The 18,904-nt window shown below is 74.3% G+C and carries 14 protein-coding genes; 3 read left to right on the top strand and 11 right to left on the bottom strand.

The genetic code is table 11. The annotated features are described in order from the left end of the window. Positions 1 to 192 precede the first annotated feature (192 nt). Both ABZ495_RS31355 and acnA read right to left on the bottom strand, forming a co-directional pair. Positions 193 to 1,500, bottom strand: coding sequence for a glycoside hydrolase family 18 protein (locus ABZ495_RS31355; protein ID WP_359839247.1), 1,308 nt, complete (start codon positions 1,498 to 1,500; stop codon positions 193 to 195). A gap of 185 nt (positions 1,501 to 1,685) precedes the next feature. After that, positions 1,686 to 4,346 (bottom strand): aconitate hydratase AcnA, encoded by a 2,661-nt coding sequence (gene acnA / locus ABZ495_RS31350; protein ID WP_359809366.1) that lies wholly within the window; start codon positions 4,344 to 4,346, stop codon positions 1,686 to 1,688. A 472-nt stretch (positions 4,347 to 4,818) separates the two neighbouring features. Here acnA and ABZ495_RS31345 point away from each other — a divergent pair, with 472 nt between their 5' ends. Continuing rightward, positions 4,819 to 5,463: a superoxide dismutase family protein gene (locus ABZ495_RS31345; RefSeq protein ID WP_359839245.1), complete on the top strand. Its 645-nt coding sequence runs from the start codon at positions 4,819 to 4,821 to the stop codon at positions 5,461 to 5,463. 27 nt (positions 5,464 to 5,490) lie between these two features. Here ABZ495_RS31345 and argF read toward each other — a convergent pair whose 3' ends face one another. The 3 genes from argF to ABZ495_RS31330 form a co-directional block, all read right to left on the bottom strand. Further along, on the bottom strand, positions 5,491 to 6,492 hold the full coding sequence (gene argF / locus ABZ495_RS31340) for an ornithine carbamoyltransferase (protein WP_359839244.1): 1,002 nt from the start codon (positions 6,490 to 6,492) through the stop codon (positions 5,491 to 5,493). Between the two features lie 304 nt (positions 6,493 to 6,796). After that, positions 6,797 to 9,472, bottom strand: a complete 2,676-nt coding sequence (locus tag ABZ495_RS31335; protein ID WP_359839242.1) for a polynucleotide kinase-phosphatase — start codon at positions 9,470 to 9,472, stop codon at positions 6,797 to 6,799. Beyond that, positions 9,469 to 11,166: a 3' terminal RNA ribose 2'-O-methyltransferase Hen1 gene (locus tag ABZ495_RS31330; RefSeq protein ID WP_359839240.1), complete on the bottom strand. Its 1,698-nt coding sequence runs from the start codon at positions 11,164 to 11,166 to the stop codon at positions 9,469 to 9,471. Before ABZ495_RS31330 ends, ABZ495_RS31335 begins: the two co-directional genes overlap by 4 nt. Positions 11,167 to 11,415: 249 nt before the next feature. On the opposite strand from ABZ495_RS31330, the gene dapD reads away from it, so the two are divergent. Together dapD and ABZ495_RS31320 are read left to right on the top strand one after the other, a co-directional pair. Further along, positions 11,416 to 12,414 (top strand): 2,3,4,5-tetrahydropyridine-2,6-dicarboxylate N-succinyltransferase, encoded by a 999-nt coding sequence (gene dapD / locus ABZ495_RS31325; protein WP_359809376.1) that lies wholly within the window; start codon positions 11,416 to 11,418, stop codon positions 12,412 to 12,414. A 567-nt stretch (positions 12,415 to 12,981) separates the two neighbouring features. Continuing rightward, positions 12,982 to 13,230 carry a hypothetical protein gene (locus ABZ495_RS31320; protein ID WP_359839238.1) on the top strand — a complete coding sequence of 83 codons (249 nt, stop codon included), beginning with the start codon at positions 12,982 to 12,984 and terminating at the stop codon, positions 13,228 to 13,230. On the opposite strand, the gene ABZ495_RS31315 is transcribed toward ABZ495_RS31320, so the two are convergent. From ABZ495_RS31315 to ABZ495_RS31290, 6 genes are all read right to left on the bottom strand, one after another. Next, entirely contained in the window at positions 13,176 to 13,847 is a 672-nt protein-coding gene (locus ABZ495_RS31315; RefSeq protein WP_359809378.1) for a DUF6099 family protein, read from the bottom strand. The two genes, ABZ495_RS31320 and ABZ495_RS31315, sit on opposite strands and share 55 nt — an antisense overlap. A gap of 325 nt (positions 13,848 to 14,172) precedes the next feature. Continuing rightward, entirely contained in the window at positions 14,173 to 14,553 is a 381-nt protein-coding gene (locus ABZ495_RS31310) for a nucleotide pyrophosphohydrolase (RefSeq protein WP_359839236.1), read from the bottom strand. After that, positions 14,550 to 15,881, bottom strand: a complete 1,332-nt coding sequence (locus tag ABZ495_RS31305) for an ATP-binding protein (RefSeq protein ID WP_359839234.1) — start codon at positions 15,879 to 15,881, stop codon at positions 14,550 to 14,552. The genes ABZ495_RS31310 and ABZ495_RS31305 overlap by 4 nt, the downstream gene beginning before the upstream one ends. Positions 15,882 to 16,149: 268 nt before the next feature. Continuing rightward, positions 16,150 to 16,980 carry a putative RNA methyltransferase gene (locus ABZ495_RS31300; protein WP_329487662.1) on the bottom strand — a complete coding sequence of 277 codons (831 nt, stop codon included), beginning with the start codon at positions 16,978 to 16,980 and terminating at the stop codon, positions 16,150 to 16,152. Between the two features lie 52 nt (positions 16,981 to 17,032). Further along, entirely contained in the window at positions 17,033 to 17,893 is an 861-nt protein-coding gene (locus ABZ495_RS31295) for an alpha-L-glutamate ligase (protein WP_359839232.1), read from the bottom strand. After that, complete coding sequence (locus tag ABZ495_RS31290; protein ID WP_329487664.1) at positions 17,890 to 18,870, bottom strand: hypothetical protein; 981 nt, start codon at positions 18,868 to 18,870, stop codon at positions 17,890 to 17,892. The genes ABZ495_RS31295 and ABZ495_RS31290 overlap by 4 nt, the downstream gene beginning before the upstream one ends. Between the last annotated feature and the right edge of the window lie 34 nt (positions 18,871 to 18,904).

Genomic DNA, 18,904 nt, shown 5'->3' with positions numbered 1-18,904 from the left:
CGGCCCTCCGCCGGCGCCTGCCCCCCGCCCGGCCGCCCCCGGGGCCCCCCCGCCGCGCGCACGCGCGGCGGGGGCTCCCGCGTCGGGGGGCCGGTGCACTGGGGTTCCGCGTCGGGGGTTCCGCGTCGGGGGGCCGGTGCACTGGGGTTCCGCGTCGGAGGCCGGCGGGCAGGGGCTCCGCGTCGGGAGCGGTCAGCCGCGCTGGAGGCCGCGGTCCAGGGCGGCGAGCGCGCTGCCGTCGGCGTCGTCGCCGTCCAGCGACCAGACCATCACCCCGGCCAGGTCGTTCCACCGGGTGTAGCGGGCCTTCTGGGTGAGCACCTCGGCGTTGTCGTAGCTGTAGAAGTTGGTGCCGTCGTACTTCCAGGACGCGCCGTGGTCACGGTCGGTGTAGACCTTGCCGGGCAGCCGGGAGACCTCGTTGTAGGTGAAGTCGGCGGTGGCCGCGGTGGCCGGCTGGTACAGGCCGCCCTGCTTGCCGGCCGCCACCCCGGTCCAGCCGTGGGCGTAGAACGGCACGCCGAGCACGGTCTGGGAGCCCGGCAGGCCGTGCTGGGTGTAGTAGTCGACCGCCTTGTCCGCACTGCGCTGCAGCGGCGACGGGTCCTTGGGGTCGGAGTACAGGTTGGCGTGATGGGCGGCCGGGCCGGTGCCCTCCCACGGGCCGTGCAGGTCGTAGGTCATCAGGTTGAGCCAGTCCATCGAGCGCGAGAGCGCCGGCAGGTCCAGCCGGGCGGCGACGGTCTCGTTGGCGGCCACCGCCGCGGTCAGCAGGTAGTGCGGCCCCCTGCGGCCGCTGAGCTGGTCCAGCTGGCGACGGAACTCCTGCACCAGCAGGGTGAAGTTGCGGCCGTCCTCGGGGCGCACCACGTTGCCGGCGTCACCGCCGCCGCCCGGGTACTCCCAGTCGAGGTCGATGCCGTCGAAGACGCCGGCCGCGGCGCCCTTGCCGCCCTCGGCGGTGCCGAGCTGGGGCAGGTTGCCCTTGATGTACAGGTCGACGCAGGAGGAGACGAACTTCCGGCGGGACTCCTCGGTGGCGGCGGCGTCCGAGAAGTACTTGGACCAGCTCCACCCGCCGAGCGAGATCACCGTCTTGAGCTGCGGGTTCTCGGCCTTGAGCTTGCGCAGCTGGTTGAAATGCCCCTTGAGTTTCTGGCCCGGGCGGTCGGCGACGCCGTCCACCGAGTCGGCGGCGGAGAACGGGCGCTGGTAGTCGTTCAGGGCGTCGCCCTGGCCGGCCTCGTTGGACTCGAAGCAGGTGCCCTCGGCGGAGACGTTGCCGAAGGCGTAGTTGATGACGGTGAGCTTCTCGGCCTGACCGGACTCCTGCACCCGCTTCGCGGAGCTGTCGGCGCCCCACTGGGTGAAGTAGCCGACCCGCTGCCCCTTCAGCTTCGGGCCGTGGTCACGGTCGTGGGCCTGGGCCGTGGGGGCCGCGAGGGCGGCGGCCACCGTGGCGGCGGCGATGAGGGCGGCGGTGCGACTGATCATGCGCATGGGAGAAGACCTGCGGCTTTCTCTGATTCAGCGTCAAATGGTCTGGACCAAGCTGAAACAGAGGTTTAGTCCATTCGGGCCGGACATACAAGAGGCCGGACCGCGTTGACGCGATCCGGCCTCTTGACTGCCTCTTTACCGGCGGAGCCGTTCTTCCTCGCTCAGCCCCGCCGCCCGTGCGGTGCTCAGCCGATCAGGCTGCGCAGCACGTACTGCAGGATGCCGCCGTTGCGGTAGTAGTCCGCCTCGCCGGGGGTGTCGATGCGCACGACCGCGTCGAACTCCTTGCTGCTCCCGTCCGCGCCGACGGCCTTGACCTTGACGGTGGCCGGGGTGCGGCCCTCGTTGAGCTCGGTCACGCCGGTGAAGGAGAAGGTCTCCTCGCCGGTCAGACCGAGGGACTCGGCGTTCTGGCCCTCCGGGAACTGCAGCGGCAGGACGCCCATGCCGATCAGGTTGGAGCGGTGGATGCGCTCGTAGGACTCGGCGATGACGGCCTTCACGCCCAGCAGCGCGGTGCCCTTGGCGGCCCAGTCACGGGACGAGCCCGAGCCGTACTCCTTGCCGGCCAGGACGACCAGCGGGATGCCGGCGGCCTGGTAGTTCTGCGAGGCGTCGTAGATGAACGACACCGGCGCGTCGGCCTGGGTGAAGTCGCGGGTGTAGCCGCCCTCGGTGCCCGGCGCGATCTGGTTGCGCAGGCGGATGTTGGCGAAGGTGCCGCGGATCATCACCTCGTGGTTGCCGCGGCGCGAGCCGTACGAGTTGAAGTCGCGCTTCTCCACACCGTTGGCGGTCAGGTACTGCGCCGCCGGGGTGCCCGGCTTGATGTTGCCGGCCGGGGAGATGTGGTCGGTGGTGACCGAGTCGCCCAGCTTGGCCAGGACGCGGGCGCCGGCGATGTCGGTCACCGGGCTCGGGGTCTTGGCCATGCCCTCGAAGTACGGGGGCTTGCGGACGTAGGTGGACTCGGCGTCCCACTCGAAGGTGTTGCCGGTCGGGACCGGGAGCGACTGCCAGCGGTGGTCACCGGCGAAGACGTCCTGGTAGCCCTTGTCGAACATGGCCTCGTCGATGGAGCCGGCGACGGTGTCGGCGACCTCCTGCTCCGACGGCCAGATGTCGGCGAGGAAGACGTCGTTGCCGTCGGCGTCCTGGCCCAGCGCGTCGCGGGTGATGTCGACGTTCATGTTGCCCGCGAGGGCGTACGCGACCACCAGCGGCGGGGAGGCCAGGTAGTTCATCTTGACGTCGGGGTTGATCCGGCCCTCGAAGTTGCGGTTGCCGGAGAGCACCGAGACTACGGCCAGGTCGGACTCGTTGACCGCGGCCGAGACCTCCTCGGGCAGCGGGCCCGAGTTGCCGATGCAGGTGACGCAGCCGTAGCCGACCAGGTTGAAGCCCAGCTTCTCCATGTACGGGAGCAGGCCGGCCTTCTCGTAGTAGTCCATGACGACCTTGGACCCGGGGGCCAGGGTGGTCTTGACCCACGGCTTGACCGTCAGGCCACGCTCCACGGCCTTCTTCGCGAGCAGGGCGGCGCCCAGCATGACGGAGGGGTTGGAGGTGTTGGTGCAGGAGGTGATCGAGGCGATCACGACCGCGCCGTTGTCGATCTCGTAGGTCGAACCGTCGGGGGCGGTCACCGCGGTCGGCTTCGAGGCCTCGGCCGAGTAGGTCGGCAGCGCCTCGGCGAACTTGTCGGCGGCCTCGGCCAGGATCACGCGGTCCTGCGGGCGCTTCGGGCCGGAGATCGACGGGACGACGGTGGAGACGTCCAGCTCCAGGTACTCGGAGTAGACCGGCTCGACCGACGGGTCGTGCCAGAGGCCCTGCTCCTTGGCGTACGCCTCGACCAGGGCGAGCTGCTGCTCGCTGCGGCCGGTGAGCTTGAGGTAGTTGATGGTCTCGGCGTCGATCGGGAAGATCGCGCAGGTCGAGCCGAACTCCGGCGACATGTTGCCGATGGTGGCGCGGTTGGCCAGCGGGATCGCGGTGACGCCCTCGCCGTAGAACTCGACGAACTTGCCGACCACACCGTGCTTGCGCAGCATCTCGGTGATGGTGAGCACCAGGTCGGTGGCGGTGGTGCCGGCCGGCAGCTGGCCGTTGAGCTTGAAGCCGACCACGCGCGGGATCAGCATGGAGACCGGCTGGCCGAGCATCGCGGCCTCGGCCTCGATGCCGCCGACGCCCCAGCCCAGCACGCCCAGGCCGTTGACCATGGTGGTGTGCGAGTCGGTGCCGACGCAGGTGTCGGGGTAGGCCTGGCCGCCCCGGACCATGACGGTGCGGGCCAGGTGCTCGATGTTCACCTGGTGGACGATGCCGGTGCCGGGCGGGACGACCTTGAACTCGTCGAACGCGGTCTGGCCCCAGCGCAGGAACTGGTAGCGCTCCTTGTTGCGGCCGTACTCGATCTCGACGTTCTGGACGAAGGCGTCCGGGGTGCCGAACTTGTCGGCGATGACGGAGTGGTCGATGACCAGCTCGGCCGGGGCCAGCGGGTTGATCTTGGCCGGGTCGCCGCCCAGCTCCTTGACGGCCTCACGCATGGTGGCGAGGTCGACCACGCACGGCACGCCGGTGAAGTCCTGCATGATCACTCGGGCCGGAGTGAACTGGATCTCCTGGCTCGGCTGGGCGTCGGCGTCCCAGTTGCCGAGCGCGCGGATGTGGTCGGCGGTGATGTTCGCGCCGTCCTCCGTGCGGAGCAGGTTCTCCAGCAGCACCTTGAGGCTGTAGGGCAGCCGCTCGGAACCCTCGACGGCGGAGAGCTTGAAGATCTCGTACGACTCGTCGCCCACCTGCAGCGAGCTGCGGGCGTCGAAGCTGTTCGCGGACACGACTGACTCCTTCTAGGTGCTTCGTGCGGTATCCGGCCGCCACGGTGGTAAGGTCAGCCTTACTTAGGCTGACCTTGCCCGCACCGCCGGTGAGCGCCTCTCGGCAAGTATCTTGATGTCGAGATATAGAGTAATGGGCAGTTATCTCGATGTCGAGATAAACCATAGTGCATGGCGGCGCGTCCGCCACGTCGGCACCACCTCCACGCTGCCCGCGCCCGGCACATCTCTCCCGAACCTTTCGTGACGGGGCCCCCAAGGCCGGGCGTCCAGCGGTGTTCGCGGGTGGGACCGGGGCTCCGGCAAGGCGGCGGCGCGGGGACCGGGGTGGGGACCGGGCGCAGGGGGGCGGCCGAGCCGGTGCGGGCGGCCCGGGGAGACCGAGCGCGTGCCGGGGGTGTCCGTTCGGTGGCGACCGCCGTTGAGCACGGCGTCCGCCGTACCGCTCGCCCGCTCCCCGGAAGGCCCGCCGATGCCCAGTCCGATCGCCGCCGCCCTGCTCCCGCTCGCCCTGCTGGCGCCCGCCGCCACCGCCGCGACCGCTCCCCCCGCCCAGGCCGCGCCGGCGTCCCCGCTCTCCGAGGGGTCCGGCGGCGCCGGGACCTCCGGTGAAGCCGCTGACGCCGATGGCGCCGGGGCCCGGGTGGTCTCGGTGGTCGAGGCGGCCTTCGACCCGGCCTCCGCCTTCGTCCCGCCGACCGCGATCAGCCACGCCGCCGACCTGGTGCCGTACGGCTCGCACGTCCGCGTGGTGGTGGACCGCTCGGTGCCGGGGCAGACCCTGCTGACCATGACGGTGTCCGGGCTCGCTCCGGACCACGAGTTCCCGGCGCACCTGCACACCGGTTCCTGCGGGGCCGACCCGGCCGCCTCCGGCCCGCACTACCAGCACGCGGTGGACCCGGTGCAGCCGTCCACCGACCCCGCCTACGCCAACGACCGCAACGAGCTGCGGCTGACGCTGCGCACCGACGGCCGGGGCACCGGCTCGGCGGCCGGCTCGGTGGCCTGGCACCCCCGGCCGGGCGAGGCGCGCTCGCTGGTCCTGCACGCGGGCACCCCGGCCGGACCGCACGCCGCGGGCGACCGGGCCGCCTGCGTCAAGCTGAAGCTCTGACCGCCGCCAGGGCCCGTCCGGCGATCCCTATGACCCGAGGGTGGCGACCAGGACGGCCTTGATGGTGTGCAGGCGGTTCTCCGCCTGGTCGAAGACGATGGAGTGATCCGACTCGAACAGCTCGTCGGTGCACTCCAGCTCGGCCATCCCGGTCAGCTCGTGCAGCTGCCGCGCGACCACGGTGCCCAGGTCGTGGAAGGCGGGCAGGCAGTGCAGGAACTTCACGGCCGGGTTGCCGGTCGCCCGGACGGTGTCCATCGACACCTGGTAGGGCCTGAGCAGCTCGATCCGCTCGGCCCAGACCTCCTTGGGCTCGCCCATCGAGACCCAGACGTCGGTGTAGAGGAAGTCGGCGCCGGCCACCCCGGCGGCGACGTCCTCGGTGAGGGTGATCCGGGCGCCGGTCGACCCGGCGAGCACCTCGGCCGCCTTGCGGACGTCCTCGGTGGGCCAGAGCGCCCGGGGCGCGACGATCCGGACGTCCATGCCGAGCAGCGCGCCGGTGACCAGCAGCGAGTTGCCCATGTTGGAGCGGGCGTCGCCGAGGTAGGCGAGGGTCACCTCGGGCAGCGGCTTGGCGGTGTGCTCCTGGATGGTCAGCACGTCGGCGAGCAGCTGGGTGGGGTGCCACTCGTCGGTCAGACCGTTCCAGACCGGGACGCCCGCGTGGGCGGCCAGCTCCTCGACGACCTCCTGGCCGTGGCCCCGGTACTCGATGCCGTCGAACATCCGGCCGAGCACCCGCGCGGTGTCCTTGATCGACTCCTTGTGGCCGATCTGCGAGCCGGACGGGTCCAGGTACGTGGTGGTGGCGCCCTGGTCGTGGGCGGCGACCTCGAAGGCGCAGCGCGTCCGGGTGGAGGTCTTCTCGAAGATCAGCGCGATGTTCTTGCCCCGCAGTCGGGGCTGCTCGGTGCCCGCGTACTTCGCCGCCTTGAGCTGAGCGGCGAGGTCCACCAGGAAACGGAACTCCTGGGGAGTGAAGTCGAGCTCCTTGAGGAAGTGCCTGTTCCGGAGGTTGAAGGCCATGCCGGGCTCCTGGGGTGACGTGGACGAACGGCGAAGCGGCAATTGTATACGACGGTTGGAATTTGTATGCAAAGCCTTCGCGGCAGTCCGGCCGACCGGGGCTTCGACACCCCCGGCCGCTCGGGCGAACCGGGCGCGGCCGGGCCCGCCGAGACGGGCGACGGTACCGGGCGCGGGGCGGGCCGGGCACCGCGGGGTGCCCGCGGGGGCCCGGCCCGCCCCGGTGACGCGGCTCCTGGACGGGGCCCGCCGACGGGTCGACCGGGCGCGGCGGGCGGCGCAGGCCGGTCGCCGCGGTCCCGCCCTACAGCCGGGGGTCGACCGGCTCGGACTCCAGCGCGAGGACGGCGAACACCGGCTCGTGCACCCGCCAGAGCGGCTCGCCCGCCGCCAGCCGGTCCAGCGCCTCCAGGCCCAGCGCGTACTCGCGCAGCGCCAGCGAGCGCTTGTGCCCGAGGAAGCGCTGCCGCAGCTGGTCCAGGTACTGGGTGTAGTCGGGCCCGTAGATGATCCGCAGGTACTCGCGGCCGCGGACCTTGACCCCGGGCTGGACCAGCCCGCCCGGGCGGCCCTCCCCGGCCCTGCCCCGGGCCGGCGAGACCAGCGGCTTGACCACCATGCCCTCGCCGCCCGCCCCGGTGAGCTCCTCCCACCAGGCGACGGCCGCGGCGACGGACGCCTCGTCACCGGTGTCCACCAGCAGCCGGGCCGTCCGGTGCAGGACCGGGGCGTCCGGCTCGGCCGCGCGGTCGGCGTCGACCAGGCCGTCGATCCAGGCGAGGTGCTCGTCGTGCGGGCGCACCGCGAGGTTCGCCCCCTCGGCGGCCAGCACCTGGAACGGCGCCAGTCGGATGCCGGACAGGCCCTCGGTCGGCCAGCAGTACCGCCGGTACGCCTCGGTGAAGGCCCGCGCGTCGGCGGCGCGCTGCCGCTGGCGGGCCGTCAGCGCGGAGAGGTCGAGCCCGCGGCCGGCCGCCTGGTCCAGCGCGGTGAGCACCTGCGGCAGCGCCGCGCGCGCCGCCGCGCCGACCGCCGCGTACTGGCGGCGCAGCAGCTCGGTGGCCTTGAGGGACCACGGCATCAGCTCGGTGTCCAGCAGCAGCCAGCCGGTGCCCAGCCGGTCGAAGAGCCCGGAGCTCTCGGCCGCGGCCCGCAGCCGGCCCAGGACGGCGGCGGTCAGGCCGTCGTCGCCGAGGAACGCCCTGCCGGTCCGGGTCCAGATCGCCCCCGGGCCGGCCAGCCCGAACCGCTTCTCCAGCGCCGTGTCGTCCCGGGCCACCAGCACGACCGCGCGGGAGCCCATGTGCTTCTCCTCGCAGATCACCTGCCGGACGCCGTCCTCGCGGTAGGCGAGGAAGGCCTCCTCCGGGTGTTCGAGGTAGCCGGGGCGGCGCGAGGTCGCGCTCGGGGCCATGGTCGGCGGCAGGTAGGCGAGCAGCCGGGGGTCGATCGCGAAGCGGCTCATCACCTCCAGCGCGGCCGCCGCGTTCTCCTCCCGGACGGCGATCCGGCCGTGCAGCGCGGTCTCGACCACCCGGCGGCCGGCCACGTCCGCGAGGTCCAGCGGACGGCCCTCGCGCGAGCCGGGCGCGTCCGTGATCATCGGCCGGACCGGCGCGTACCACTCCTGCTCCGCCTCGACGCTCACCAGCTCGCGCTCCGGGTAGCGCAGCGCGGTCAGGCTGCCGCCGAAGACGCAGCCGGTGTCCAGGCAGATGGTGTTGTTGAGGAAGCTCGCCACCGGCACCGGCGTGTGGCCGTAGACCACCAGGGCCCTGCCCCGGTACTCCTCCGCCCACGGGTAGCGCACCGGCAGGCCGTACTCGTCGGTCTCGCCGGTGGTGTCCCCGTAGAGCGCGTGCGAGCGCACCCGGCCGGAGGCCCGGCCGTGGTACTTCTCCGGCAGGCCGGCGTGGCAGACCACCAGGGCGCCGCCGTCCAGCAGGTAGTGGCTGACCAGGCCGCGCATGAACGCCCGGACCTCGGCGCGGAACTCCTCCGACTCCCCCGCCAGCTGGTCCAGCGACTCCTGGAGGCCGTGCGAGACGGTGACCTTCCTGCCCTCCATGGCCCGGCCGAGCTTGTTCTCGTGGTTGCCCGGGACGCAGACCGCGTGCCCGGCCGCGACCATGCCCATCACCAGGCGCAGCACGCCCGGCGTGTCCGGGCCGCGGTCGACGAGGTCGCCGACGAAGACGGCGGTGCGGCCCTCGGGGTGGACGGCGTCCACCGCGCGGCCAGCGTCGTCCCGCGCGACGGCGTAGCCGAGGCGGATGAGCAGCGTCTCCAGCTCGGAGCGGCAGCCGTGGACGTCCCCGACGATGTCGAACGGACCGGTGAGGTGGCGCAGGTCGTTGAAGCGCTTCTCGGGCACGATCTCGGCGGCCTCGACCTCGGCCTCGCCGCGCAGGACGTGCACCTTGCGGAAGCCCTCGCGCTCCAGGCCCCGCACCGAACGGCGCAGTTCGCGGTGCTGGCGCGGGACCACGTGCGCGGGCAGCTGGCGGTCCGGGCGGGAGCGGTTGCGCTCGGCGCAGACGCCCGGGGGGACGTCCAGCACGATCGCGATCGGCAGCACGTCGTGGTCGCGGGCGATCCGGATCAGCTGCTTGCGGGCCTCCGACTGGACGTTGGTGGCGTCCACGACGGTCAGCCGGCCGGCCGCGAGGCGCTTGCCGACGATGTAGTGCAGCACGTCGAAGGCCTCGGCGGAGGCGGACTGGTCGTTCTCGTCGTCGGCCACCAGGCCGCGGCAGAAGTCGGAGGAGATCACCTGGGTGGGCAGGAAGTGCTTGCGGGCGAAGCTGGACTTGCCCGCGCCACTGGTGCCGATCAGGACGACGAGGGAGACGTCGGTGACCGGGAGGCGGCGCGCCCCGGGGGTGCCGGGGGTGCGGGTGCCAGGGGTGCCGGGGGTCTCCGCGGTGGTGGGCGTGGGCCCGGTGGGGCTCGGGGACTGTGCGTCGTCGTCGGTCGTCATCGGGGCTCGCCCCCTTCGGGCGTCGTGCGGACGGGTGCGGTGGTGCCGGCGGCGACGGTGCCGCCACCGGCGGCCGCCGGGTCGGAGGAGACGGTGGAGCCGGCCGTGGGGACCGTGGGCTCGGCCGGGGGGACCGTGGGCTCGGCCGTGGGGACCGTGGGCTCGGCCGGGGCGCCGACGCGGAACAGCGCGAGCTGGGTCGGCGGCCCCACCTCGGGGTCCTCCGGCCCGACCGGGCGGATCACGACGGTGTAGCCGTACGTCCGCGCCACCCGCTCGGCCCAGGCACGGAACTGCGCGCGGTCCCACTCGAAGCGGTGGTCGGCGTGCCGGACGTGGCCGGCCGGCAGACTCTCCCAGCGGACGTTGTACTCGGCGTTCGGCGTGGTGACGACGACCGCCGACGGGCGGGCCGCCCCGAGCACCGCGTACTCCAGGGCGGGCAGCCGGGGCTCGTCCAGGTGCTCGATCACCTCGCAGAGCACGGCCGCGTCGAAGCCCTTCAGCCGCGCGTCCGTGTACGTCAGCGCACCCTGGACCAGCTTGACCCGGCCCGCCTGACGCTCCGGCATCCGCTCCAGCCGCAGCTTGCGGGCCGCCGCTGCCAGCGCCCGGGCGGACACGTCGACCCCGAGCACCTCGGTGATCCGGGCGTCCTTGAGCAGGGCGCCGATCAGCTCGCCCTGCCCGCAGCCGAGGTCGGCCACCCGGGCCGCCCCGACCTCGCGCAGGGCGGCCAGGATCGCCGTCCGGCGCTGCTCGGCGAGCGGGGGCTGCTTCGGCGCGGCCCCCGGCGCCGTCTCCTCGGCGGGCTCGGCCGGCTCGGCGCCTACGGGGTGCGCGGCGCCGGGCTCGGAGCCGTCGGTGTCGTCCACCGCGTTGTCGATCTCCTCGACCTCGCGGTCGTCGGCCTCGGCGAGCCGGGCCAGCTCCAGGCGTTCCATCGCGGTCCGGGTGAGCGACCAGCGCCGGGAGAGGTACCGACGGGCGATCAGGGCCCGCTCCGGGTGGTCGGCCAGCCAGCCCTCGCCGGCGGCGAGCAGCTTGTCGACCTCGTCCGGGGCGACCCAGTAGTGCTTGGCACCGTCGAGCACCGGCAGCAGGACGTAGAGCTGCTGGAGCGCGTCCGCGAGGCGGACGGCCGCGCAGGACAGCTCGACCCGCACGTAGCGCGACTCGCCCCACTCGGGGAACTCCTCGTCCAGCGGGATCGCCACCGCCTCGACCTGCCAGCCCAGCGGCTCGAAGAGCCGGGCCACCATGGCCGGGCCGCCGCCCTCACCCGAACCGTTGGCGGGCACGGCGGGGAGCGCGATCCGCAGCGGGCGGGGACGCTCGGCCAGCCCGGGGCGGGCCTCGCAGACACCCTTCATCGCCGAACGGAACACCGTCCGCAGGGCCACCGCGAGCAGCGAGGACGCGGCGTAGGGGCGGTCGTTGACGTACTGCGCGAGCGCGAAGTCCGGCGAGCCGCCCCGCCCCTTGCCCCGGCCGCGGCGGACCAGTGCGATCGGGTCGATGTCGAGCAGCAGCGCGGCCGTGCAGAGCTCGTCGGCCGCCTCCGGGTAGAAGACGTGCGCCTCGCCGTGCGACGTCCCGAACCGCTGGACCTTGCCGGGGTGTTTGTGCAGCAGGAAGCCGAGGTCGGTGGCCGGGCTCTCGGCAGTACCGGTGGTGGAGATCGACATGAACACCGGCCCGAGTATTGCCCAGCTCCCGCCCGCCGAGCACCGGGTTTTGCGCGCCGGGCACCGGGTTCCGCGCGCCCGGGCGTGGCGTGGTCTCCCGGGCAGGCCCCGCGACGGCCCGCCGGGGACATCGCGCACGGCGCTTCCGGGGCCTTCCGCGACGGCTCCGGACCCTGCCGTACCGCGGCCAGGAGCGCCCTGCGGCCCCGTCCGCACGGTGAGCGTGTTCGGCACCGACGGCCCGCATTCGTTAACGTGCACGATGTGACTGCTGAATCCACCTCCCTCGCAAGCGGCGCCGTCGCCGCCGGTCTGGCCACCATCGCCGCCGACGGCACCGTCCTCGACACCTGGTACCCCGCCCCCGCCCTGGCCGCCGAGCCCGGCCCGGCCGGCACCGTCCGCCTGACCGCCGAGCAGGCCGAGACCGAGCTGGGCGCCGGCGCCGCCGAAGCGCTGCGCGCCGACGCGCGCCGCGGCGTCGAGGTGGTCGCGGTGCGCACCACGATCGCCTCGCTCGACGAGAAGCCGATCGACGCGCACGACGCCTACCTGCGCCTGCACCTGCTGAGTCACCGTCTGGTGAAGCCGCACGGCCAGAGCCTGGACGGCCTGTTCGGGCTGCTCGCCAACGTGGCCTGGACCAGCATCGGCCCGGTGCAGGTGGACAAGGTCGAGCAGGCCCGGCTGGCGGTCCGCGCCCAGGGCGGCCAGCTCGCCGTGTACGGGATCGACAAGTTCCCGCGGATGACCGACTACGTCGCCCCCTCCGGGGTGCGGATCGCGCACGCGGACCGTGTCCGGCTCGGCGCGCACCTGGCCGCCGGCACCACCGTGATGCACGAGGGCTTCGTCAACTTCAACGCCGGCACCCTGGGCACCTCCATGGTCGAGGGCCGGATCAGCGCGGGCGTCGTGGTCGGCGACCACAGCGACATCGGCGGCGGCTCCTCGATCATGGGCACCCTGTCGGGCGGCGGCAAGCAGGTCGTCTCGGTCGGCGAGCGCTGCCTGCTCGGCGCCAACGCCGGTATCGGCATCTCGCTCGGCAACGACTGCGTGGTCGAGGCCGGTCTGTACGTCACCGCCGGCACCCGGGTGACCACCCCGGACGGCAAGGTGGCGAAGGCGGTGGAGCTGTCCGGCCAGGACAACCTCCTCTTCCGCCGCAACTCGCAGACCGGTGCGGTCGAGGTCATCGCCCGCGCCGGCTCCTGGGGCGGTCTGAACGCCGAGCTGCACGCGCACAACTGATCGCCTCCTTCGAGGTCTCGGGCCCCGGCGCCGCTTCGGCGGCGCCGGGGCTTCGGCTTTCCGGGGCGGTTGCCCGGGGTGGCGTCTGCCCGTCTTCGGGGCCCACCCCCACCCCTCCCACCGCTCCCCTCCTGAGGCACTCGTCGTCCGGGCCGGTGACAGCCCGGACGACGAGCCGGACGGTCGCCGGGTCCGGGCACGGGCACGGCCGTGCCGACACCGGCCGCACTGTCCCCACTCGGCCCCACTCGGCCCAGCCGCGTGCCCGCGTGCCCGCCTGCCCGCGCGCCTGCTTGCTTGCCTGCCTGCCTGCCTGCCTGCCTGCCTGCCTGCCCGGTGCCTAGCCGAGGCGGCTCACCGGCGGCAACCCGGGCTCACCCGGGAGGCTTACGGTCGACGGGAGTTGGACCGCATCGGGTGGTGCCCGGTGACCCGGCCGCGCGGAGATTCGTTGGTTGCTGGGGCGGGTCGTCGGAGCCGTCGACGAGGCGGCGGGCCACCCCGCGCCACCGGCCGGCCCGCCGCCGCCCGCCTGACGCCGCACCACCGATCCGAAGAGGTCCCCTCATGTCCGAACCCTGGTCCGAGGCACCTGCCGCGCCACAGTCCCCGAGCGACCCGTCCGGGTCGGCCGCCGCACGGCCGACCGGCGCCGCCACCCCGAAGAGCATGCTGGAGCAGATGCAGGAGCTGCTCGCCTCGGTCACCGCGGACCTCGCCGACCTGCAGTCGTCGGGCGCCCGGCGCACCTCCCCGAGCGGCTACCCCACCGGCACGGACACCTCCGGCGCACCTGCCGGGCCCGGCACCCGGTAGTCCGGCCGCGGAGCCTCCTGCCCCGGCTCGCCGTCACCCGGCGGGCCGAGCCGGAGCACCAGTAACGGCGACCCCTGTCCGGCCGCCGGGAGCGGGACCGGCGGTGGATCGACCTCGTCGCCCGTCGTCTCCCGATCACCCTCGGCCCGTCGGACGGCCTCCCGCAGCCGGCCCACCACCTCCTTGCAGTCGGCGCCGGCGTCGACCCCGTCGATGCACGTCCAGTAGAGGCTCTCGGTGTCGGCCCCGCAGGCCAGCACCACCAGCGTCTCGCCGACCTCCTGGAGCAGCCCGAGCAGCCCCTCCAGGGCCGGGCCGATCTCACCGAGCCCGGTCAGCCGCCCGGCGCGGCCGCCGATGCCCAGGCCCAGCAGGGCGGACGAGTCGCCCGCGGACTGGTCCAGGCAGCCGGCCGCGTGCGCACCCGCCTCGGCCAGCTGCTGGCCGAGGCCCGCCAGCCCGAGGTCGTCCGGTCCGGGATCCTCCAGCTCCGCCAGCCGGGCACCCACCGCCTCGGTGAGCAGCGCGGCCTGCCGCGCCTCCAGCAGCACGTCGGACACGTTCCTGGCCTCCGCCAGGGCGTGCCGGGCCGTCTTGATCAGTCGCAGCGCCTCCATCGGCCGCCACCCCTTCCACCCGTTCTCACCGTGCCCGCCCGGCTGTACGACCCGTAGGGCCCGTACGACCGGTGGACACCTGGTCACGGCGAAAGCGTGCGCCGGCGACGGGATCGGCGCAGCCACCTGCTCGGAACCTGTGGACAACCCCGGGACTGTGGACAACTCTTGTCCCTCCCAGGGGTTGTTCGCCCACGCCCGGTTGACGCCGACCGCAGCACGGGGCGCGGCCGGGGCCCGGCCGACGGTTCCGCCCACCGCCGGAACCCGACGGTCCCGCCCACGGTCCGCCCCCGACGGTCCGCCCCCCGGACCGACCCGACCCTCAGTGCGCGGACCCCGCCCCCGGTCCCGTCCCGGACCCCGGCGCCGGGAAGCGCAGCTCATTGCGCTCGATCTTGGCCGCCAGGGCAGTCAGCGGGTCCACGCCCACCACCGTGCAGAACTGCAGCAGGTACGCGAGGACGTCGGCTACCTCGTCCCGCACCCGGTGCGCCGTGTCCGGCTCGGACATCACCGAGGCGGCCTGCTCGGGGGTGAGCCACTGGAAGATCTCCAGCAGCTCGCCGGCCTCCACGGTCAGCGCCGCGGCCAGGTTCTTCGGCGTGTGGAAGGGCTCCCAGCTGCGCGCCGCGGCGAACTCCGTCAGCCGCTGTCGCAGGCCCTCCAGGGTGGGGCCGGCGGGTTCCGTCTCTCGATCGCTCACCCGTCCAGGTCTACCGCATCCCGGGCCGCGGCCGCCCGCCGCGGTGGCCCGACCACCCCCGGCGCTCCCGGAACCGGCCCCGCCGCCTCCCCGCGCGCGGCCTGGGCCGGTACCCGCGCGGTCTCCGTGCGCAGCACGGTGTGCCCGGAGCCGGGGTCGCGCCGGCACTCCACCAGGGCGACTCCGGGCGGCAGTTCGCCCGGCCCGCCGAACGCCTCCCGCACCGCGGCCGGTTCCTGGAGCGCGGCCAGCACCCGCAGCTGGTTGCGGCCGGCCATCTCCCGGGCGAGCCGCAGCAACGAGGCCGCCTGCTCGGTGCCGAGCCCCGCCCCGAGGTCCTCGGCGAGCACGGTGAGCTGCCGGTGCGCCCAGGGCACCTCGGTGGCCACGTCGAGGTCGAGCACCCCGGCGCCGGTGAGCAGCACGGCGGCGAACGCGAGGTGGCGCAGCATGCCGTCGGAGGCCTGGTCGGCGCCGGTGCGGCCGAGGACGCCCTCGTCGAAGACGGCGAGGACCCGTTCGTCGGCGCCGGCGCCGCGGTGGGCGAGGTCGATCCCGAGCAGCGGGTGCGGGGCGGCGGACTGGACGACGCGCAGCAGCTGGCCGTACCGGCGGGCGCATTCGTTGCTGAGCCGGGCGATCACGGCGGAGATGTTGGCGGCGCTGCCGAGCAGGCGGGCCTGCGGGTCGGGGCGGGCCCAGTCGCGCATCAGCCCGGGCACGGGGTGGACGGGGAAGACCTCGCGCAGGGCGGTGAGCACCTGTTCGGTGGCGGCCAGCACCGTCCGTTCGCCGGGCGAGGACCCGGCGACCCGCAGCGGGATCTGGGCGGTGATCAGGGTGGTGTTCGGGAAGGGGGCGTGGATGTCGCCCTGCCGGGTGTCGTTGTGCCAGCCGACGTTGACGCGGCGGCGGCGGAGGTCCTGCTCACCGGTCTGGACGAGGGTCCGGCCGTCGAGGGTGAGCTGCTCGCGGGCGATCCGGACCGGGCCGTCGGTGCGGATGACCAGCTCCAGCCGGATCGGCCCCTGGTCCGAGCGGACGGTGCAGCCCAGGATGACGGCGTCGCGGCCGTGCGGGACGCAGCCGTCGAGGCCGCCGCGGATGGCCGTGCCGAGGGGGCCGCCGCGGCCGGGCAGGCCGTCGAGGGAGTCGGCGATCTCCTCGCCGAGGGCGAGCCGGGAGAGGACGGCGAGGGCGTCGAGGGCGTTGGACTTGCCGACGCCGGCGGGCCCGTACAGCACGGTGAGGGGCGCGAGCGGCAGGACCGCGCGCCGGTAGGACTTGAACGAGGTGAGCCGGATCTCCTCGACGGTGGGGCGCTGCACGGGCGGCGGGCCTGGGTCCGGGGTCCGCTGATGGGGGTGGGCCGGCGCTGCGGGCCGGGTGGCGTCGCGGTTCACCCGTCGGACGTTAGCCCCCGCTCGGGTGGCAGAAACGTGCCTGCCCGGCAGATTCATCCCAATGAGGCACCTTCATCCCAACGAGGCGGCCGCAGCCCGACCAGGGGCTATGCCGTGTACCGACCCGGGACTACGGCCCCCACACCGCCGAGCACCCCCGGCCCCCCGGCACCCCCGGCCCCCGCCCACCCGCTCAGCGCCGGTAGGCGGCGACCGTCACGGAGGCGGTGACCTCGACCGGGTCCGGCAGGTCGGCGAGCCGGGCGGCCAGCCGCTCCCGGTCGGTGTGCCAGGCGCTCGGCCCCATGCCGACGACCGTGCGGACGTCGGCGGCGGACAGCCGCAGCCCGAACTCGACCTCCTGGCGCCCGGCCGGTGTCAGATGGGGGCCGAGCTTCTCGTCGATCCGGCGCTGCTTCTCCTCGTCGACCGAGAGCAGCCCGAGCGCGCCGACGAGTTCGCGCAGGTGGCGCGGCGTCGGCGAGACCAGCAGCAGGGTGGCGCCGGGGCGCAGCACACGACGGATCTCGGGGCCGTTGCGCGGCGCGAAGACATTGAGGACGAGCCCGGCCGCGCCGTCCAGCAGCGGCAGCGGCCGCCAGGCGTCGCAGACCACGGCGCCGATCCGGGGGTGGGCCCTGGCGGCCCGGCGCAGCGCGTACTTGGAGATGTCGAGGGCGGCGCCGGGCCGGTCGGGCAGGGCGTCCAGGACGTGGGCGAGGTAGTGGCCGGTGCCGGCGCCGAGGTCGGCGACCAGGCCGTCCGGCGCGACGGCGGCGGCGGCTTCGGCGAGTGCGTCGGCGATCGGGCGGTAGTGGCCGGCGGCGAGGAAGTCGCTGCGGGCGGCGACCATGTCGGCGGTGTCACCGGTGCCGGTGTGCGCGTCACCGGCGAGCAGGCTGACGTAGCCCTGCTTGGCGACGTCGAAACTGTGCCCGGTCGGGCAGCGCAGCGCGCGTCCGTCGGGGGTGAGGGCCTGCGCGCAGTGCGGGCAGGCCAGGTAGGGCTGGATGTCCTGCAGCAACGTCCGTCTTCTCTCGCCGTCCGGTCGTGCGGTCCGGCCGGAGGGCTCAAGCCTAACGACCGGCGGTGTCCCGCCGCGCATCCCGTGGTGCCGGGACGCGGTGGCCGCCGCCCTGCCGGGCCACCCGCAGGGCGAGGGCGGCGAGGGCCGCGGGGGCGCCGGCCTGGCCGCGGATGCCGGGGAAGGCGTTGATGTCGACGATGACCGGCTCGGCGGGGCCGTCGAGCAGGTCGACGCCGTAGACGTCGAGGCCGAACACCTCGCCGACCCGGCGGGCCAGCCCGGCGCGGTCGGCGGGCAGCTCGCGGGGGCCGAACGCCCCGCCGTCGGCGGGTTCGCCGGCGGGTTCGGCGAGTTCGGAGCGCCGGCGGGCGCAGAACACCTGCCCGTCGACGACCCAGAGCTTCTGGTCCCAGCCGGTGCCGGCGAGGTAGGGCTGGACCACCACGGGCTCGTCGGGCCACTCCTCGGCGAGGGCGCGCAGCCGGGCCGCGTCGTCGACCCGGGCGACCAGGTCGCCCCGCCGGCTGTGCCGGCTCTTGATCACCAACGGGTAGTCGGGATCGGGCAGTTCGGTGAGGGCGGCGGCGGTGCGGGTGGCGGCGAACGGCAGGCCGGACCGCCGGGCGAGGTCGGCCATGGCCGTGCGGTCCTGGCAGAACGCCGTCGCGGCGGCCGAGTTGACGACGGGGGCGCCTCGCTCCTCCAGGTGGCGGGCGAGCGCCAGGGCCTGCGGGGTGCGGGCCTTGAGCAGGTACACGTCGGCGAGCGGGCCGGGGCCGAGGAGGTCGACGGGCGGGAGGTCGTCGCGGTTGGCGTCGAGGCTCTCGACCCGGTGGTCGGGGGCCAGCAGCGCGGTGGTGGCGGCGAGCAGCGGGTGACCGGGGTCGGGGGTGAGCAGGCCGATCCTCACAGCGTTCCGCCCACCGCGCCGTTGACGAGGTCGGCGCGTCCGAGGCCGTCGAACGGGCCCGCGCCGCCCACGGCCACGGCCGCGCCCTGGACGGGCAGCCGGACCGGCTCGGCGATCGGCCCGGACGGCTCCTGCGCGAGCGCGGGCGCCGGGGCGGAGACGGCCGTGCCGGTGCGGGCCAGCCGCAGCACGGCGCGGGAGACCCGGGCGACCGCGTCCGGCACCTGGCGGAAGCTGGGGAAGTCGTTGATGTCGACGACCACCGGTCCGTCCGGGCCGAGCAGCACGTCGACGCCGTAGAGGTCGAGGCCGAACACCTCCCCGACCTGCGCGGCGATCCGCGCGACGTCGCCGCCGAGCGGCACCTGCCGCTCGCGCACCCCCTGGCCGGGGTGGAGCGGGGAGCAGCGCTCGGTCGCGTAGAGCTCGCCGTCGACGCAGTACACCTTGAGGTCGGTACCGGAGTTGGGCACGTACGGCTGGGCGATCAGCAGGCCCTCGCCGGCCAGCTCGGGACCGAGTTCGACCAGGTGGTCGGGGGTGGGGACGAGCCGCACGGCCCGACCGGAGCTGCCGTCGGCGGGCTTGACCACCAGCGGGTACTCGGCGGCCGGAATCTCGGCCAGCCACTCCCAGCGGGCGGCGGCGTAGGTCACCGGAACCGGCAGGCCCCGGGTGCGCGCGATCACGGCGGCGAGCGCCTTGTCCCGGACGCCGCGGATGGAACGGACGTCGTTCACGGTGGTGAGGCCGACGGCGGCGGCCGCCTCCAGGAGGGTCAGGCCGGGTCCGCCGGAGACGGTCTTGAGCACCCAGGCGTCATGGCTGCCGGCCCGCACCGCCTCGGAGATCGCCATCAGCGAGTTCCCGGGCCGCAGCACGTCCACCCGGTGGCCCCAGGCGGTGAGTTGACGCACCACGTCGAGCGGCATGCCGTCGTGCCGGTAGTGCTCCTCGACCAGAAAGCAGAGCCTCATGAGCCTGTCATCCCCCTCGCCTCTCCCCGTGCCG

Source organism: Kitasatospora sp. NPDC005748 (assembly GCF_040630735.1).
Classification (GTDB): Bacteria; Actinomycetota; Actinomycetes; order Streptomycetales; family Streptomycetaceae; genus Kitasatospora.
The sequence above is the reverse complement of the archived record's forward strand: the minus strand, read 5'-3'. Positions and strand labels throughout refer to the sequence as shown.

Bases quoted from the DNA above. Each gene is read 5' to 3' on its own strand.
- ABZ495_RS31355 (WP_359839247.1), bottom strand. From the start codon at position 1,500: ATGCGCATGATCAGTCGCACCGCCGCCCTCATCGCCGCCGCCACGGTG.
- ABZ495_RS31345 (WP_359839245.1), top strand. From the start codon at position 4,819: ATGCCCAGTCCGATCGCCGCCGCCCTGCTCCCGCTCGCCCTGCTGGCG.
- argF (WP_359839244.1), bottom strand. From the start codon at position 6,492: ATGGCCTTCAACCTCCGGAACAGGCACTTCCTCAAGGAGCTCGACTTC.
- ABZ495_RS31335 (WP_359839242.1), bottom strand. From the start codon at position 9,472: ATGACGACCGACGACGACGCACAGTCCCCGAGCCCCACCGGGCCCACG.
- ABZ495_RS31320 (WP_359839238.1), top strand. From the start codon at position 12,982: ATGTCCGAACCCTGGTCCGAGGCACCTGCCGCGCCACAGTCCCCGAGC.
- ABZ495_RS31315 (WP_359809378.1), bottom strand. From the start codon at position 13,847: ATGGAGGCGCTGCGACTGATCAAGACGGCCCGGCACGCCCTGGCGGAG.
- ABZ495_RS31290 (WP_329487664.1), bottom strand. From the start codon at position 18,870: ATGAGGCTCTGCTTTCTGGTCGAGGAGCACTACCGGCACGACGGCATG.